Source organism: Maritalea porphyrae (assembly GCF_027213965.1).
In the GTDB taxonomy this organism is placed as follows: domain Bacteria; phylum Pseudomonadota; class Alphaproteobacteria; order Rhizobiales; family Devosiaceae; genus Maritalea; species Maritalea porphyrae_A.
Genome location: NZ_JAPWGX010000001.1, coordinates 471,503 through 487,002 on the forward strand (window position 1 = coordinate 471,503; position 15,500 = coordinate 487,002).

Consider the following 15,500-nt stretch of genomic DNA (forward strand, 5'->3'; position numbering starts at 1 on the left):
ATGAACATTTCCAGACGCAAAGTGCTGGCGTTAGGCGCCGGCCTTGGCGCTGTTGTTTTGACAGGTTTCAAAGCAAACATTGCATTTGCTGACGAGGCAAAAACACAAGCGGCGATTGATGCCTTTGCAAATGGTGCAACTGTTGAGAGTGGCAAAATCACCCTTACAGCACCTGAAATTGCTGAGAACGGGAACACAGTGCCCATTTCAATTGAAGTTGAAAGCCCAATGACCGCGGATGACTATGTTCAATCCGTTATGATTTTGGCAGAAGGCAATCCAAATCCGGGTGTGGCCACGCTCCATTTCACGCCAATGAGCGGCGTCGCAGCGGCGACGACTAGGATGCGTTTGGCGAAAACACAGAACGTCATCGCGATTGCGAAAATGAGTGATGGTTCTGTCGTGATGGACAAGAAACTTGTCAAAGTCACCATTGGCGGATGCGGCGGCTAGTCAGCTGCGATAAAGGAGAACAAACATGGCTTCAAAACCACGCGTAAAAGTGCCCAAGAAGGCCGCAGCTGGCGATATCATAACCATTAAGACTCTCATCAGTCATGCAATGGAAAGTGGTCAACGCAAAGGCAAAGACGGCAATCTAATTCCACGCAAAATCATCAACAAGTTCACTGCTGACTTCAACGGAACGACCGTTTTTTCAGCAGACTTGGAACCTGGTATCGCTGCGAACCCTTTCATTGAGTTCAATGTGAAAGTGATGGAAAGCGGAACATTCAATTTTGTTTGGCTAGATGATGATGGAACACAATATTCTTCCAGCAATGAGATTGCGGTCGAGTAACCAACAGCCAGCATAGAACTCTTTGGAGTTGCTTAGAGGAGGAGACTTATGATCAATCGAGGGGGGATAGTTGCTGCGCTTGGCTTGAGTGCACTGATGGCGATGATAGTCGCGCCTGCACATGCCGATCCAGACAACAATCAACTGATCATTGATGGCGAGGTCATTATTACAGATGTGGCCGCGCCGGATGATTCACCGTTGGATCGCATTTACTCTGGTTGGCGTTTTCGCTCACCAGAAACACAATCGCTACAGATGGATGATTTTGAGAATCCGGGTTTTGTAGCGGTTGATGACGCTATTGAAAGCTGGGACACAGCTGAGGGGAGCGAAGGTAAGTCTTGTGCTTCTTGTCACAGCGACCCATCCAGCCTTGCAGGGCTTCGCACGACACTGCCCAAATGGGATGAAGCCACAAATAAACCTGCAACAATGGAAAATCTGATCAACCGCTGTCGCACCGACAGAATGGGTGCTGAAGCCTGGGGTTGGGAGCAAAAAGAAATGGTCAATATGACCGCGCTCGTCAGCCTTCAATCCCGCGGCATGCCGGTCAATGTTCAGACAGATGGGCCAATGGCAGAGTGGATCGAAAAAGGAAAAGACCTTTACTACACTCGTGTTGGTCAGCTCAATATGTCCTGCTCGAATTGCCACGAAGACAATTATGGCAATCAAATTCGGTCGGACCATCTCAGTCAGGGCCAGGTCAATGGCTTCCCCGTTTACCGCTTAAAATGGGCTGGTTTGGGTTCAATCCACCGCAGGTTTAAGGGGTGTATGGAGAATATCCGAGCAACACCATTTAAGCGCGGATCTGATGAATTCATCGCACTAGAAGCTTATGTGGCTTCTCGCGGTGCCGGGCTTGCAGTGGAAACTCCGTCTGTTCGCAATTAATTCAAACAAGCTGGGGCCGCACGTTTTTTAACCTGTGCGGCCCCATTTTTATTTTGGCCGCTTTGAGAAGGTCATGAAAGAGGTTGATTATGCTTTCACGTCGTGAGTTTTTGATGGCTGCTGTTGCAACGTCTGCAATTGGCGGCATTGGCATGTCAGGTCAGTGGGCGCGTGCGGCCGCCCGTCAAGAACTGTCAGAAGCCGACTTGTTGGACATGGACGGTTACGGCAATGTGACACTTGTGCACATCACAGACTTGCATGCTCAATTAAAGCCTGTGTATTTCCGTGAACCTTCAATCAATTTGGGTGTCGGTGATGTCAATGGTCAACCACCGCACGTCACAGGCAAAGACTTTCTCGACCTCTACAATATTGAACCCGGCTCCGCTGACGCCTATGCGCTTACGTCTGACGACTTTGTTGGGCTCGCGCAAGGTTACGGCAAAATGGGTGGTATGGACCGAATTGCGCGCATCGTAAAATCAATCCGCGCAGAGCGCGACGCGAACACACTTTTGCTAGACGGTGGCGACACCTGGCAAGGCAGTTACACGTCTAACATGACGCAAGGCGCGGACATGATTGAGGTGATGAACGCCCTAAAACCTGATGCGATGACCGGGCACTGGGAATTTACTTATGGTGCTGATCGGGTCACCGAAATCGTTGATGAGCTTCCGTTTTCCTTCCTTGGATCAAACATTTATGATGCTGAGTGGAATGAACCAGCTTTTGAAGCTTTTAAGATTTTTGAACGCGGTGGCGTAAAAATTGGCGTAGTTGGACAAGCGTTCCCCTACACGCCCATTGCCAATCCGCGTTGGATGTTCCCGAATTGGTCATTTGGCATTCGCGAGGAGGACATTGTTCGTAATGTTCAAGCGGCGCGTGATGCTGGTGCTGAGCTGATTGTATTGCTGTCCCACAATGGATTTGATGTTGATCGCGCGCTCGCGAAACGGGTCAGCGGTATCGATGTGATCTTGTGCGGACATACACATGACGCCCTGCCCGAGCCTTTGTTGGTAAATGGAACGCTGTTGGTGGCTACCGGATCGCACGGCAAATTTGTCTCTCGACTAGACCTTGATGTGCGCGAAGGCGAGATCAAGGGATTTAAGTACCGTCTGGTACCTGTGTTCTCTGACGTGATCACACCAGATGCGGATATGACGGCACTGGTGGACAAAGTGCGGGCACCGTACGAAGACGAGTTGGCACGGGTTATTGGCAAAACCGACAGTCTTTTGTACAGGCGCGGCAATTTTAACGGCACATTTGACGATCTTATTTGCCAAGCACTACTTGAAGAACGTGAGGCGGAGATTTCGCTATCTCCCGGTTTCAGGTGGGGCACCAGCATATTACCGGGACAGGACATCACTGTAGAAGACCTGCACAATGCATGTGCGATGACCTACCCTTCAGCATACCGCAGCGAAATGAGCGGCAAAACCATCCATGATATTCTAGAAGATGTGGCGGACAATCTGTTCAACACTGACCCTTACTACCAGCAAGGCGGTGATATGGTTCGTGTTGGCGGCATGGGATATACCATTGATCCAAACAAGACGATCGGCAACCGCATTTCCAACATGACCATGTTGGAAACCGGCGAGAGCATAAACCCAGAGCAAAACTACACAGTGGCGGGATGGGCATCAATTAGTGAAGATGTTGAAGGGCCGGCAATTTGGGATGTGGTTGAAGATCATCTCAAAAAGAATCCAGTAGTGGCGCTTGAACCCAATCGATCTGTGAACGTAATCAGCAACTAATTCAACAGGTTAAATTGTTCTTTGACTTTGAGGGATTCCTCTGCTCAAATACATATGAAAAACCATATACATTTAGAAAGGTGTTCAAAGGTGAATGAGAAAGCAAAAGCCAAATCGATGGCGAATGCACAGATTCAATTGAACGCTGGGCGGCGATCATTTCTGAAAAACAGCGTTCTGGTGGGCGGAGCAGCGGCAATAGGCGCGATAAGTGCAACGCCTGCATCGGCCAGCGGCGAAGATGTGATTTTGCAAAAGCAAGACTGGCGCACTGATCTTGGAGACGGCGTTGGCACACGACCTTATGGCACCCCCTCCTCTCATGAAGCGCATGTCATTCGTCGAAATGTTGAATGGCTAACCGCTGATCCAGTCAGTTCTGTCAGCTTCACGCCGCTGCACGAACTTGACGGCATCATAACCCCCAACGGGGTGTGCTTTGAACGACACCACGGCGGTATTGCAGAAATTGACCCAGCAGCCCACAGATTGATGATCCACGGGCTTGTGGATACGCCACTGGTGTTCACCCTTGAAGACTTGAAACGTTTCCCGCGCGAGAACAGAGTTCATTTTCTTGAATGCGCAGCGAACTCGGGTATGGAGTGGCGCGGAGCGCAGCTCAATGGGGTTCAGTTTACACACGGCATGATCCACAACGTGATGTATACGGGCGTCAAGCTACGCGACGTGCTTAACGAGGCTGGCATTAAACCAACCGCAAAATGGCTGCTGGTCGAAGGCGGTGACGCTTCGGCGATGACCCGATCAATCCCCATGGAAAAGGCGCTAGACGATTGTCTGATCGCCTTCAAAATGAATGGTGAAGCATTGCGCCCCGAGCAAGGTTATCCGATGCGTCTTGTTGTGCCCGGCTGGGAAGGCAATATGTGGATCAAGTGGCTTCGCCGTATTGAAGTTGGCGACATGCCTTGGCAACAACGCGAAGAGACTTCAAAATACACTGACCTCATGCCCGATGGGCGCGCCCGGCGCTTCACGTGGCAGATGGATGTAAAATCAGTGATCACCAGCCCAAGTCCGCAAGCACCCGTGCTGCATGGCAAGGGCCGCTTGGTGATTTCTGGTTTAGCGTGGTCTGGTGCGGGTAAAGTATCCCGCGTCGATGTTTCGATAGACGGTGGACGCAACTGGCAACCAGCGCGGATTGACGGACCCAGTTTTACGCGCTCAGTACATCGTTTTTACCTCGACATCGATTGGAATGGCGAACCGCTCTACCTGCAATCGCGGGCAATCGACGAGGAAAACAATGTGCAACCCACAAAGGATGCGTTGCGCGCCGTGCGCGGTGTGAATTCGATCTATCACAATAACGGCATTCAAACCTGGTATGTGGCCAAAGATGGAGTGACAGAGAATGTCGAAGTTTCTTAAAACCATTGCTCTGGCACTTGTCGCCGCAACTCTGAGCGGCAGCGCTGCACTGGCCAACGGCGACGTGGATCAGGGCGAAAAAGTGTTTAAAAAGTGCAAGGCCTGCCACGCAGTGGGTGAAGGTGCAAAAAACAAAATTGGGCCGCAACTGAACGACCTTTTTGGACGAGTTGCCGGCTCAATCGATGGCTTTAAATATTCCAAAGCAATGATTGCGAAAGGTGAAGAAGGCACCCAATGGGACCAAGAAAGTCTCGCTGCTTTCTTGAGCAAACCAAAGTCATTCGTAAAAGGCACAAAAATGTCTTTTGCAGGGATAAAAAAGCAAAAAGACATCGACAATTTGCTCGCCTATCTTGGCACTTTTTCTGCCACTGGTGATACTGAGCCAACCACATCCGAAACAAGCGATCAGACCGCCACAACGGAGCCGGTAGAAAAAGCGGCTCCCCTAAAAAATGCAGAACTGCCGACGCATGGGACTTATCATCTTGGACGCATGGCGTCAGAAGCGGAAATCGCTGCATGGAACCACGACGTAAGACCGGACGGTGAAGGCCTGCCTGACGGGCGCGGAACGGTTTTGCAAGGCGAAGAGGTCTACGTTGAATATTGTGCATCTTGTCATGGTGATTTTGGCGAAGGCGCGGGGCGCTGGCCAGTGCTGGCAGGCGGTCAAGGCAGCCTGCAAAATGAGCGCCCAGTGAAGACCATTGGCTCTTATTGGCCTTATCTCTCAACGGTTTATGATTATGTCCAGCGCGCTATGCCATTTGGCCAAGCAACGGTGCTTTCTGACGATGAAGTCTATGCAGTCACTGCGTATCTGCTTTATTTGAACGATATCGTTACGGATGAAGAGTTTGAGCTTTCAAACGAGAACTTCAATTCAATAGAAATGCCAAATGCGGCCAATTTCTATGCGGATGATCGCGCGAACGAGCCACAGTATAATGCAAGCGCGGAACCATGTATGGTTGACTGCAAGGCGGGCCCTGTTGAAATTACCAAGCGTGCGCAAGTGCTTGATGTAACGCCGGATCAAAGCAACTGATCTAGCTAACCTTAAAATGAAGGACAACGAATTGAGCTTAAGCAGGAGGACATTTGGAGCTCTAATGGGCGCAGCGGCGTCGGGCTTAGCGATGCCGTCAATTGTCCAAGCGATAGGTCGACCAAGGGTGGTTGTGATTGGCGGTGGCACTGGCGGTGCCACAGCAGCCCGGCACATTGCCCAAGACGCAGATGGTGCCATAGATGTCACATTAATTGAGCCGAAAACGCATTACACGACCTGTTTCTTTTCTAACTTCTATCTAGGTGGCTTGCGCAGCTTTGACTCTTTGACATTTGACTATGCAACCCTTGCGCAATCACATGGCATATCGATGATCCATGATTTCGCGGTAGAGGTGGATCGCGACAATAGGACTGTGCGTGTGGCTCAAGGAGGTCTTATCGCCTATGATCGGCTGGTCGTTTCGCCGGGCATTGACTTTGACTATCTTTCCACCCCAGGCTACACGGCAAAAGATATGGATATCGCTCCTTCAGCTTGGCATGGTGGCGAACAAACGCATGCGCTAAAGGCAAAATTGGACGCAATTGAGGACGGTCAACAAATCCTGATTGTGCCCCCAACAAATCCCTATCGATGCCCGCCTGGTCCATATGAGCGGGTTTCCATGATGGCGCATTTGCTCAAACAAAAGGGCCACAAGAACACCCATATTATCATTCTGGACCCCAAGCCTAAGTTTTCAAAGCAAGGCTTGTTTCAAGCCGGTTGGGAACAATATTACCCTGGAATGATTGAATGGCTAGGGCCGGATATTCACGGCGGGATATCAAACATTGATGCGTCAGCGGGCTTAGTCGAAACCGATTTTGATGATTTTAGCGGCCACTTGCTGAATATTATTCCAGCACAAAAAGCTGGTAAAATCGCGGAACTTGCAGGTCTGACAAATGAGAGCGGGTTTTGTGAAATCGACCCCTCCTCCATGCGATCAAAAGCTGACAATAATATCTATGTCATAGGCGACAGCTGCATTGCTGGGGACATGCCTAAATCAGGCTACGCGGCAAATAGCCAAGCCAAGGTTTGCGCGACAAACGTACGGGCAGACCTTTTAGGCACTGATCGCTTGCCCGCAAAGTTTCGCAATACCTGCTGGAGCCTGATCGCCCCAAATGACGGGGTAAAAGTTGGCGCAGACTATCAATCGGTTGATGGAAGGATTGAACGGACATCAAGCTTTATTTCTCAGAACGATGAAACTGCCGATGTCAGGAAAGCGACGTTTGATGAGTCAACGAATTGGTATGCTGAGGTTACACAAGACATGTTCGGATAGATGAGCGCAAAGTTGCTAGTCACTCTGTTTCAGAGGCGGCAAATATGGGCATCAGTAATCGTTGCCCAAAACAAATAGATTGCAATTTGGCATTGGTGTACAAGGACCCAAATCACCTTTCCTCCAAGCTCTATGTGATCAAATATGTCTCAATCAAATCCACTTTCGATCCTGAATGAATATTATGGCTACGACGCCTTCAGGGGATCGCAAGAGGAAATTATTGAACATGTGATTGGCGGCGGCGATGCATTTGTTCTTATGCCTACGGGCAGCGGAAAGTCCCTCTGTTATCAGATCCCAGCAATGTGTCGAGAAGGCGTGGCAATAGTCGTTTCTCCGCTGATTGCTTTGATGCAAGATCAGATTTCCGCCCTTGAAGTCATGAACATCAAAGCAGCCGCAATCAACTCCACGATGAGCGCTGCAGAGGTGTCCGCGACAAGTGAACTGGCACGAGCGGGCAAATTGGACATGCTTTATGTCGCACCAGAGCGGCTTCTTATGCCCGACTTTTTGCGCCTGCTTGATCAATGCAATCTAGCGCTTTTTGCGATTGACGAAGCTCATTGTGTATCACAATGGGGCCACGATTTCCGACCAGATTATGCAGCTCTTAGTCTTCTCGCGGACAGATTTCCACAAGTGCCGCGCATCGCGCTAACAGCTACAGCTGACGCGCCGACACGCAAGGACATAGTGGAACGGTTGGCACTGAAAAGTGGGCGCACATTTGTTAGTGGGTTTGATCGACCAAACATTCACTACTCAATTGCTCTTCGCAATTCACCGCGGAAGCAGGTCTGGAAATTCATTCAGGACAAACACCCAAACGACGCCGGCATTATCTATTGTATATCGCGCAAAAAGGTCGAAGAAATGGCCGCATGGCTGTGCGAGCAAGGTGTTGATGCACGCCCCTATCATGCGGGGCTTTCAAGTGAGGTGCGCGCTGAAAACCAACGACAGTTCCTACAAGGTGAGCAAGTCGTCATGGTGGCCACGATCGCTTTTGGCATGGGGATCGACAAACCAGATGTGCGCTTTGTTGTGCATATGAATATCCCAAAAAACATAGAAGCATATTATCAAGAAACGGGCCGAGCGGGCCGCGATGGTTTACCCTCTAATGCTTTGATGATTTATGGCATGGAAGATGCCGCGATGCAGCGCCAGTGGATTGATAATTCCGACGCTCCAATGGAACAAAAGCAAATTCAGCACCAAAAACTGGGCGCTTTGTTGGGATTATGTGAAACGGCCAATTGTCGTCGGCAAGTGCTTTTGAACTATTTTGATGACGATTGCTCACCTTGCAACTATTGCGATAATTGCGAAGAACCTCCCGAAACCTTTGACGCGTCAATTCCAGCGCAAAAGGCAATTTCTTGCGTCTATCGCACCGGCGAAATGTTTGGAGTTTCATATTTGATCGATGTATTGCGTGGCGAAAGCAACGATCGTATTGCCAATTTTCGACATGATCAGATTTCAACCTATGGAATAGGCACTGACCTCTCCAAACCCGAATGGCAAAATATCTATCGCCAACTTGTTGCCAGCAACCTTCTTGCGCCCACTCCTGAAGGACATGGCGGGTTACAGATCACCGACAACGGGCGCATATTCCTCAAGGAAAAACCAAATCTTCCAATGCGGCATCATCAAAAGACCCTTACGACTGAGCGGTTAAAGCAAAGCATCGGCAAACGACCTGCCTCTCTGGCATCGCCAACTGATCAAGCGCTTTATGAAAACCTTAAGAGCACGCGTGGCGAAATGGCAAAAACGCAAAAAGTGCCGGCCTACTTGATTTTTCACGATAAAACGCTGATTGAACTGGCCGTACAAAAGCCATCTTCGCTAGAGGCCATGTTGAATATCAACGGTATCGGCGAAACAAAATTGGAACGATACGGCAAACCCCTGCTCGACGTCATAATGCGACATGATCAAAGCGCATAGCACCAGTTGAAAAATTGCATTAGCATGTCCAACTCATGGTGATATAATTATCTAATTGGGGCTTAACTTGTCGTGTGCTATACTTGGGTAAAGATGGCCCGCGATTTTGCTTAAGTATGGAGTAGCAACCGCAGTGCATATATACGGTTCAAAACTGGTCAGTATCTCGTTTCTCGTCGCAATTAGCTTTTGCGCGACTGCGCCTGCGCGAGCATTTGACCTTTTTGGACTATTTAAAAAGCAAGAAGCTGTGACCGCGTCCAATGCTGCTGACGTGGTAAATCCGGTCAATTATTCGGCCAGCATCCAATCCGGCAATGCCGTTCTAGATGAATTATTGACGCCTAATTCGGTCCTGATTAAGGAGCAAACAACACCTGCTTCGGGCACAACGGGTTTGGTTACAAGGGCTCGAATTGACCAAAAACGACTTCTTGGTGCGCTTTACAGTGAAGCTTATTACGGGGGCACTGTTGATATCGAGGTCAACGGGCAAAACATCGATAATATTTCGCTTGATACCGACCTATCAGGAAAATTTGTAAACGTCGCAATCAAGGTTTCAGCTGGCCCGAGCTTCACGTTTGGCCGCCCATTCGCTCAGTCGAATGCAGGTGCAATTGACCTTGCTGAATTCGGCATTGTTGAGGGCGCCACGGCCAAATCGTCTCTGATCCTAAGCGCTGAGGCCAAACTGATCAAAAAGTGGAAGTCTGAAGGCTACCCCTTTGTGCGCATTATTGACCGTACAATCGAGGCTGATCACACCACCAACAAGCTCGATGTGTCCATACAACTCGAAACTGGCAATAAGGCAGCGTTTGGCGCTATCACCGTTGTTGGAAACACCGATGTAAACGCGTCTTTTATTGCTGAGCAAGCTGACATTTTGGTTGGCCAGCTATACAGTCCTAATCTGGTTTCGCGCGCAACCCGCCGTCTGCAAGAAGTTGGCGTTTTTGACAGTGTGGTGGTCAGCACTGCAGAACAACCATCCGCTGATGGCAGCGTCGAAGTCAATATCGAGGTGAGCGAACGCAAGCCGCGCACAATAGGCATTGGTCTTACTGCTGGCAATTTTGAAGGATTTGGTGTTGAGGGTTTTTGGAAACATCGCAACCTATTTGGCAATGCCGAAAGCTTGCGCGCTGAAGCATCTATTGGCCGTATTGGGCAAGGTGGTATTAGCGACTTAGATGCGCATACGGGTCTTGTGTTTGTGAAGCCAAACGCCATCGGTCCGGCGACAAGCTTTGAAGCCAAAACATCATTCGACATTATCAACTCAAATGCGTTTTCTAAGCAATCAGGCAAATTGGAAGTTAGCCTTTCAAACGACCTGCGAGATGACTTAACGGTAAAGGGTGGCATAGCAACTGAGTATGCGGTTGTTGACAATGGCATCACCACCACCAACACCTCCTTCTTGTATGCGCCATTTGCTCTGACCTACGACACACGCGACAGCACATTGGACCCGACCAACGGCTGGTATGCCTCTTTGTTGGCGGAGCCCACCTTTGCTTACCCCTCACATGCGACGTTTGTAAAAACGTCCTTTAATGCAAGCACTTACTATACTGTTGATCCAGACAATCGCTTGGTTTTGGCAGGACGTGTTGGCGCTGGCACAATATTTGGCACCGATATTTCAAACGTGCCTACTGATCGACGGTTTTTCTCTGGCGGTAGTGGGTCCATTCGCGGTTACGGATTTCAAATGGCGGGTCCGCTGACCGCTGGCGGCAAACCACAGGGTGGCCTCTCGTTCATGGAGGCGTCTGTGGAAGCGCGCTATAAGGTGACCGATGATATCGGCGTTGTGGCCTTTGTCGACACTGGCGGTGCATTTACTTCCAATATGCCCGGCCAAGGCGGGTCTATTTACACCGGCTACGGCCTAGGTGTGCGCTATCTCACACCCATTGGCCCTATTCGAGCAGACATTGCGTTTCCTCTAAATAAAATCCCAGGGCAACCACAATATGGCTTATATTTGGGTATAGGTCAGGCATTCTGATTCAATTGCGGTACGACGGAATAGCCCATAAATGCAAAGATCTCTGTCAATGATAAAGCGTTTCGCTTTGTTTCTTGTTGCGCTCATTTTGTTGGGCAGCGCAATTGTGTTCGCATTGCTGGGGACCAGTGGTGGACGGAACATTACGGCTGGCTTGATTGGCAGCATCGCCAGTTCGAATGACCTCAAAGTCGAAATAATTGGGCTCAACTCAGTTTTAGGCAACAGGATTGAAATCGAGCAACTCGCAATAGCAGATCGTGACGGCGTTTGGGCGACAGCTAACAGTCTGAAAGTTGATTACCGCCTTACTGATCTAATGTTTGGCAAGATTATCGTTGACGACGCGCGGATTGAGACGGTCAGTATCGATCGCTTACCCCTATCGCCCCAAAATTCAGCCCCATCTAAACCGCTCGCTTGGCCAACACAGCTTTTGCCAGCGCCGTTTAAATCGTTGGACCTTTCAGGGTTCGCTATCAATAACATCAGTCTTGCAACCGCTGTAGCGGGAAAACCGGCAACGCTTTCATTGAGTGGGCACGCGCAGGCAAACAACACTCCTCTGGGAACCAGTGGCACCCTCGCAATCCAACAAGTAGACAATGCAGAAAGCTCGGCCAATGGTTCAGTTTTAGCAACTTGGAATGTGGATCCAGCCAAACAAGCCGCAGACATTTCGTTGGAAGTTGCGGAAGATAGCGACGGCTTGATCGCCAATTTGCTTAACGTCCCAGATCGACCCGCGATAAAAGCCACACTTGCGGGTAGTGGACCACTTTCTAACTGGTCGTCAAAACTTGCCGTTGCCTTTAATGACAGGCCCGTTGTTTCGGGCGAAGCTATAGTTGCGCTGACAAGCGAACGCCAATCCATCGATGCCACATTGAGCGGTCAATTGGCGTCGCTTCTGCCCAAATCCATATTGCCACTTGTTGCGGGCAACACAGATATCAGGTTGAACGCGAGCAGAGACGCCACAGGCAACATCCAGATTGATGCTGCAACGCTCAAGTCGGCGTTGGCGCAAGTGCAGTCGCGTGGGATATACAGCCCTACACAAAATCGTGTCGACATGACGGCGAATATAGAAATTGGGAATGAGGGCGAAATCGTTTCGTTCGAGCGGCAACCCGGCGTTATCACCCGACTGGGTCGGGTCAATTTCACATCCAAAATCAATGGGACCGTCAATGATGCCACATTGAGCCTTAGCGGTGACATGGCGTCCTTTGAGGAAGGGCAAATAAGGCTTGCTGATGCACGCGTGGACGCGACCAGTGAGCATCTGGATCTTGCCAATATGCGCGGCGGCGCTGTTCTGAACCTTTACGTTGCCGAACTGGCAACAGGATCGGAACCAGCTGATCAACTTGTCGCGGGTGGTCTTGCCATCGCGAGTGAGGTCAAGCTTGCCAAACAAGTTATCGACATTACAAGTTTGAGCATAAAGAGCGCTGCACTTTCAAGCCTTACAATTGGGCGGCACGACCTTGCCGCCGGCAACACTCAGCTTGCGAGCAAAACCAGCATCACCGGGCATAAAAGTTCAATAGTGGGTCAGTTGTTCGGCGATCAAACAGGCATAATTGAAGCAGAAATCGGTATTTCGAATGACGGCCAAATTGACGCAAAGGCCATCAGCGTTAAAAGCGCAAACCTGAACGCTAGCGGCTCTGGAACGTTGAATGCAACCGATCTTAAGTTTGATGGCAACCTGGTTCTTGCAAATCTTGCCAATTTCAACCCCGAGCTAGCTGGCGCACTTGAACTTACTGCCGCCGCGAGCGGGTCAACAAGTTCCCCCAGCATAAGTTTAGAGCTTTTGGGGGATAAATTGGCTGTTGCAGGGCGACCAATTGACGGGCTTAGCGGCACGATCAGTGGGTCGTTGCAAGACGCTATCGCCGTTCAACTCGATGCGGTTTATGAAGATGCACCGATCACGGCATCTGCAAACATTGTTTCGCCTAGTGATGGCCCGCGCAAGATTGACGCACTCAAGATCGTTGTCCCCGGCGGCGAGATCTCGGGCGCAGTTACCGTTGGCAACAATGGGCTCATGGCGGGTTTTGCGGACTTGCGTTTCTCTGATTTCGCCAAATTGGCACCGCTGATCTTGCAGACTGGATTAGACGGCTCTGCAAACGGACGCGTTGAACTGTTCGTTGAAAATGGCGCACAAGGTGTTGTTGCAAACATAAGCGCACCCGCTCTGAACTACGACGACGCAAAACTGACGAACTTAGAAATGCGAGCATCGGCAAGCGATCTTTTTGGCAACATGGCGCCAAAGGTCAACGTTCAAATCGGTGCCTTATCCGTCGCAGGTGAAACATTCAGCAATACAGCGGTCGACGTTTCAAGCAACTTGGGTGTGTGGCCGATAACGCTCACTTCTGAGTTGAGTGGAAAGCCTTTATCTGTTTCTGCTGTGGTTGACCCGCGAGATGAAAAACTCGCGCTGAACGTCGAACAGCTCGATCTTAATTATCGCTCGATACCCATTTCATTGTCCAAACCTATTGTTGCAATGCTTGATGGCGGAGTGACCACTCTTAGCGCACCGAGCATAAATCTGTCGGGTGGCCAAATGGCGATTTCCGGCAAGGTTTCCGATCAGTTTGATGTGGATGTGCAAGTTAGCAACCTTTCCATGTCCGCGATTGAGGGTATCGCCAAAACTGGCTTTGCGCCGATCGGAACGATTTATGCAAGTGCAAAGGTAAGTGGACCAATTGCTGCACCAGACGTTGCATATCGTTTTGAGGGGCGAAACCTTTCTGGTGCGCCAATTCGGGAAGCTGGCTTGGTGTCACTGAACGTGAATGGCTCGGGCAATTTAAAAAACAACCAACTAAGCACCAGCCTAGCTGTTTCAGGCGGTGGGCTTGATATTGCAGTTTCAGGCACGACAGACCTAAAGGCGCAGTCTTTAGACTTTGCGGTAAAAGGCGTCGCTCCCTTCGCTTATGCCGCACGCCCCCTCACCCAGTCTGGTGTTGTGTTAAGCGGTTCGGTAAATATCGATGCAACAGCAACAGGTTCATTTGCAAAACCAAATGTTCACGGTCAAATCAGCACGTATGGTGCGCGTTTCACAGAGATCGCTTCGCGCATTCGCGTAACAGATCTATCCGGCACATTGATGTTTAACGGGGATAGTGCCAATCTGTCTCAACTCACCGGTCGCTTGGGAAAGAACGGCAAGCTTTCTGCCAGCGGCAATGTTTCCTTGCGTCCTGCTGACAAATTATTGTCCGAACTTTCGCTTAGCGTTCGAAATGCTGAGTACGATGATGGCAGCATGATTTCGACGATTTTTGATGCGGACTTGTCACTAAATGGTCGATTGGCAGAAACAGGCAGCATTACGGGAACGATCAGCGTTGATCGAACGGACATCACAATACCTGAAAGCTTGCCAAATGTGATTTCACCCGTGGCAGTAACGCACAAAAATGCAAGTGCAGCGATAAATGAGCAATCAAGAGCGCTCAACCCAACGAATACTGGTGGCGCAGGTCCATCGATGTCGTTGAATATTTTGGTGAATGCCCCCAACAGGATTTTTGTGCGCGGCAGAGGACTGGATGCAGAATTGGGTGGCAATCTCAAAATTGAAGGCACGGCGGCCGCCCCCATTGCAAAGGGTGCGATCAGCATGAGCCGAGGGCGCATGGACATTTTGACCAAACGATTTGACTTTGACACGGGGCGTTTGGTGTTTGCTGGCCCATTGGACCCAACGTTAGATTTTGTGGCAAGCACCCGCGATGGTGGCAGCACCTATTCAATATTTGTGCGCGGTCCTGCATCAGCACCAGAGTTCTCTTTTGGGTCATCTCCGAGTTTGCCCCAAGATCAGATTGTCGCCAAACTGTTCTTTGGCCGCTCCCTGTCCGACCTTTCGGCGCTGCAACTCGTGCAACTCGCCAACGCAATTGGCACCTTAAATGGCTCAAACTCCGGCCCAGGACTGCTTGACCGGCTGCGCGCAGCTTCTGGCCTTGATGATGTGGACATCAAAACCAATGAGAAGGGTGAAACAACAGTTGGCGTTGGCGCCTATTTGAATGATCGCACCTACATCAATGTTGAAAAAGGCGCTGGCGCAGGGTCTGGCAAAGTCACAATCGACTTAAATATCACCGACAATATAACGGCGCGGGGCGAAACTTCAGAAGACGGCAAAACCAAAGCCGGTGTTTTCTTCGAACAAGACTATTAGGCGCGCATCCGTTCTCGCTAAAGAACACTGACCCATG

General features: G+C 50.1%; 10 protein-coding genes. All 10 read left to right on the plus strand.

The features are described from left to right. The 10 genes from soxY to O4H47_RS02640 all read left to right on the plus strand — a co-directional run bounded on the left by soxY (nt 1) and on the right by O4H47_RS02640 (nt 15,463). The gene (gene soxY / locus O4H47_RS02595; protein WP_269392375.1) at nt 1-456 is read left to right on the plus strand and encodes a thiosulfate oxidation carrier protein SoxY; all 456 of its coding nucleotides are present in this window, start codon (nt 1-3) and stop codon (nt 454-456) included. Between the two features lie 25 nt (nt 457-481). Continuing rightward, entirely contained in the window at nt 482-805 is a 324-nt protein-coding gene (gene soxZ, locus O4H47_RS02600; protein ID WP_269392376.1) for a thiosulfate oxidation carrier complex protein SoxZ, read from the plus strand. Nucleotides 806-853: 48 nt separating this feature from the next. Continuing rightward, the gene (gene soxA / locus O4H47_RS02605; RefSeq protein ID WP_269392377.1) at nt 854-1,708 is read left to right on the plus strand and encodes a sulfur oxidation c-type cytochrome SoxA; all 855 of its coding nucleotides are present in this window, start codon (nt 854-856) and stop codon (nt 1,706-1,708) included. A gap of 89 nt (nt 1,709-1,797) precedes the next feature. Then, nucleotides 1,798-3,492 (plus strand): thiosulfohydrolase SoxB, encoded by a 1,695-nt coding sequence (gene soxB / locus O4H47_RS02610; protein ID WP_269392378.1) that lies wholly within the window; start codon nt 1,798-1,800, stop codon nt 3,490-3,492. A 117-nt stretch (nt 3,493-3,609) separates the two neighbouring features. Next, complete coding sequence (gene soxC, locus O4H47_RS02615; RefSeq protein WP_269392820.1) at nt 3,610-4,890, plus strand: sulfite dehydrogenase; 1,281 nt, start codon at nt 3,610-3,612, stop codon at nt 4,888-4,890. Next, complete coding sequence (locus O4H47_RS02620; protein ID WP_269392379.1) at nt 4,874-5,944, plus strand: c-type cytochrome; 1,071 nt, start codon at nt 4,874-4,876, stop codon at nt 5,942-5,944. Before soxC ends, O4H47_RS02620 begins: the two co-directional genes overlap by 17 nt. A 64-nt stretch (nt 5,945-6,008) precedes the next feature. Continuing rightward, nucleotides 6,009-7,247: an NAD(P)/FAD-dependent oxidoreductase gene (locus O4H47_RS02625; RefSeq protein ID WP_269392380.1), complete on the plus strand. Its 1,239-nt coding sequence runs from the start codon at nt 6,009-6,011 to the stop codon at nt 7,245-7,247. A gap of 144 nt (nt 7,248-7,391) precedes the next feature. Beyond that, a complete protein-coding gene (recQ, locus tag O4H47_RS02630) occupies nt 7,392-9,212 on the plus strand; it encodes a DNA helicase RecQ (protein WP_269392381.1) in 1,821 nt (606 codons plus the stop codon). Between the two features lie 133 nt (nt 9,213-9,345). Further along, nucleotides 9,346-11,232, plus strand: a complete 1,887-nt coding sequence (locus O4H47_RS02635; RefSeq protein ID WP_269392382.1) for an autotransporter assembly complex protein TamA — start codon at nt 9,346-9,348, stop codon at nt 11,230-11,232. A 49-nt stretch (nt 11,233-11,281) separates the two neighbouring features. Further along, nucleotides 11,282-15,463, plus strand: coding sequence for a translocation/assembly module TamB domain-containing protein (locus O4H47_RS02640; RefSeq protein WP_269392383.1), 4,182 nt, complete (start codon nt 11,282-11,284; stop codon nt 15,461-15,463). Nucleotides 15,464-15,500 lie beyond the last annotated feature (37 nt).

Bases quoted from the DNA above. Each gene is read 5' to 3' on its own strand.
- recQ (WP_269392381.1), top strand. From the start codon at position 7,392: ATGTCTCAATCAAATCCACTTTCGATCCTGAATGAATATTATGGCTAC.
- soxY (WP_269392375.1), top strand. From the start codon at position 1: ATGAACATTTCCAGACGCAAAGTGCTGGCGTTAGGCGCCGGCCTTGGC.
- O4H47_RS02620 (WP_269392379.1), top strand. From the start codon at position 4,874: ATGTCGAAGTTTCTTAAAACCATTGCTCTGGCACTTGTCGCCGCAACT.
- O4H47_RS02640 (WP_269392383.1), top strand. From the start codon at position 11,282: ATGATAAAGCGTTTCGCTTTGTTTCTTGTTGCGCTCATTTTGTTGGGC.
- O4H47_RS02625 (WP_269392380.1), top strand. From the start codon at position 6,009: ATGGGCGCAGCGGCGTCGGGCTTAGCGATGCCGTCAATTGTCCAAGCG.
- soxA (WP_269392377.1), top strand. From the start codon at position 854: ATGATCAATCGAGGGGGGATAGTTGCTGCGCTTGGCTTGAGTGCACTG.
- soxC (WP_269392820.1), top strand. From the start codon at position 3,610: ATGGCGAATGCACAGATTCAATTGAACGCTGGGCGGCGATCATTTCTG.
- soxB (WP_269392378.1), top strand. From the start codon at position 1,798: ATGCTTTCACGTCGTGAGTTTTTGATGGCTGCTGTTGCAACGTCTGCA.
- soxZ (WP_269392376.1), top strand. From the start codon at position 482: ATGGCTTCAAAACCACGCGTAAAAGTGCCCAAGAAGGCCGCAGCTGGC.